At 37.8% G+C, this 2226-nt stretch carries 2 protein-coding genes and 1 pseudogene; 2 read left to right on the top strand and 1 reads right to left on the bottom strand.

Going from position 1 to position 2226, the window contains the following annotated elements; all coding sequences use genetic code 11:
• Positions 1-414: 414 nt before the first annotated feature.
• Positions 415-519, bottom strand: a pseudogene (locus tag NEOC84_RS09865) (transposase); the annotation flags it as partial.
• Positions 520-844: 325 nt separating this feature from the next.
• On the opposite strand from NEOC84_RS09865, the gene NEOC84_RS02930 reads away from it, so the two are divergent.
• Positions 845-1027, top strand: a complete 183-nt coding sequence (locus NEOC84_RS02930) for a hypothetical protein (RefSeq protein WP_166155150.1) — start codon at positions 845-847, stop codon at positions 1025-1027.
• A gap of 428 nt (positions 1028-1455) precedes the next feature.
• On the top strand, positions 1456-2226 hold a 771-nt coding region (locus NEOC84_RS02935; RefSeq protein WP_166155152.1), incomplete at its 3' end, for a leucine-rich repeat domain-containing protein.

A 2226-nucleotide genomic window follows, 5' to 3' on the forward strand; every position in this document is an offset into this window, starting at 1 on the left:
GCCCTTCTTCCCCGTGCTTTTATTTTCCCTCCATCCTTTAATGGTTTCATCCGAAAACCATAAAGTTATGCTTCCTCTTTGTTCTAAAGCTTTGTTATATTCGGACCAATTACGTATGCGATAGTTAAGCTTTTTTTCCATAGCCTGCCTATATTTTTGTTTAAGCAAACTAAATTTTATAGCTCTTATGTGTTAAAGGGCAATCTTATCGCCTACACTTCTTAGCATTTACGCAACAATGCCGATTAATCAGTGGCTATCTTTTTCAATCATTTTGACCTACCATGTTTAAAGTTTTTTGGGAAAAAACATTTTCAAACCATGTAAAAGTTTTTTTAACTATTTCCTTATCCGATAACTCGCTTTAATTAAAGAAGTAGGATGGGCAGGCAGCGCCTGGTGCCAAAAGCCATACCCACAAAAATATTGCCAGTAAGCATTTTCTACCCATCGATACACCCCATTTTCCTCATAGGTTCTTTACATGTGTTGCAAGATAAGGAGCCCTACAACTAACCTTGCAGGCCTAACTGGTTGGTCTATTTTTCTACAAACAGCTTATCAAATTCTTCTTCTAGCTGCTTCCATCCAATCACCTTAAGATAGCTTGAATAAGAAGATGAGTTTGATTGAGTTTGTGGCTAAAGCGGAATTTAAAAAGGCGACCTTGCTGGCTGTCTAGCTTGTTTGGTTTCATAGTCAACTTTGCAAGAAATTAAGAGCTTTATAATAGATTGACTTGTAAAGAAAATATAGCATTTAAAAAAAGCTCCTAGAATCCTACTTTAAGGCGAAAGTGCTTTAAATCATATTGGACTATATAGTAGGGGATAGGGCTCTCTATATGCCAGCTACCTTACAAGTCTTTAAAATAAAACAAAGCTTATTTGCCACGCGTGTGCCCATGCAAATCAAAGAGGCCAAAGAACTCCTATTTAAAGCGCCTTACGACAAATCTGTAGAGATAGTAGAAGGCTATCGAGCTTTTAAGACTGCCTCTTGCTATGCAGGCGTTGAACAAAGATGAGTAGCCATCTTCAGCCAAGCGGCCTATCAAAGAGAATGCCCTGCTTTAGCTAAGCATTACCTTAAGGACAATGAAAAAGAAGCCAAAGCCTTTATTAAGGTTCATACAGCAAGGGTTTTCATGTCCAAGCAGTACTAAACGTTAATTAGATAAGCTTGTAAAAAAACTTAAATGTATACAGATTATAGGACCTCACTTTATTGCAACTCAAAAGCATACTACATCTGGTCGTCCCAAAGCTAAGCAGAAACCTTTTATATCTAGCTATGGCCTACAAGACATAGTATTTTGCTCTTTGCTTAACAAGTTAGCCGATACCCCCCTGATGATAAGGATACAAATTCGTTTGACGTGCTTTTTTAATTCTTTTTATATTGCCTTTAATAAATAAAAATGCTGAAAAAATCATCATTACCCAAGGAAATAAAATGCATCCTATCTCGTCGGCCTCTATTGGAAGCTTGCCCAATGAATTGCTACTCCCTATCTTAGAGGCTTGCGTAGTTCCTTCCTTATTTAGCGTCTGTAAAAGATGGCACCATCTGCTGGCTTCTGAAGTCATGCCTTCTCTTTATAAACAAATAGGTAAAATACATGTTTCCCAAGGGGATATTAGCAAGCAGGCTTTTATCTTAGATAGGATTTATAAGCTAGAAAGTAGACTTTCTGAAACAGCAAAGGTAAATGCAATTTTTAGGCAAATCTTTACTTTAGCTAGATCTCTTTCACCTCTAGAATTAGAATTTAAATGGATAACCGAGCAAAAAAGATATTTTACTCTGGCTAATTACTCCTCTTATCTTGTTAATATTAGTCGCCTTTTACTTTGGAAAAAACTTCCTGGTGGGGAAGAATACTTGAGCGGAGAAGCAATCAAATATTTGCCTCTAGAGAAAAAAGGGGAGCTTCTTATAGATTGGATGGAAGAAAATTGTAAAAACATCACGGCTTTGGATTTATCTGGAGTAGGCTTGACTTATTTACCCTCAGAAATATGGCAGTTATCTAAGCTGCAAGAGCTTAACTTAAGCCAAAGCCAGCTCACCAGTCTTCCTGCAGAAATCGGGCAATTGTCTAAGCTGCAAAAACTTAACTTAAGCCAAAACCAGCTCACCGCTCTGCCAGCAGAAATTGGGCAACTGTTTCAGCTGCAAGGGCTTTTCTTAATCCAGAACCAACTCACCAGCCTGCCTGCAGAA

The sequence above is a fragment of the Neochlamydia sp. AcF84 genome (assembly GCF_011087585.1).
Classification (GTDB): domain Bacteria; phylum Chlamydiota; class Chlamydiia; order Chlamydiales; family Parachlamydiaceae; genus Neochlamydia.

Excerpts from the sequence above, each read along its gene's own strand:
- NEOC84_RS02930 (WP_166155150.1), top strand. The coding sequence starts at position 845 with ATGCCAGCTACCTTACAAGTCTTTAAAATAAAACAAAGCTTATTTGCC.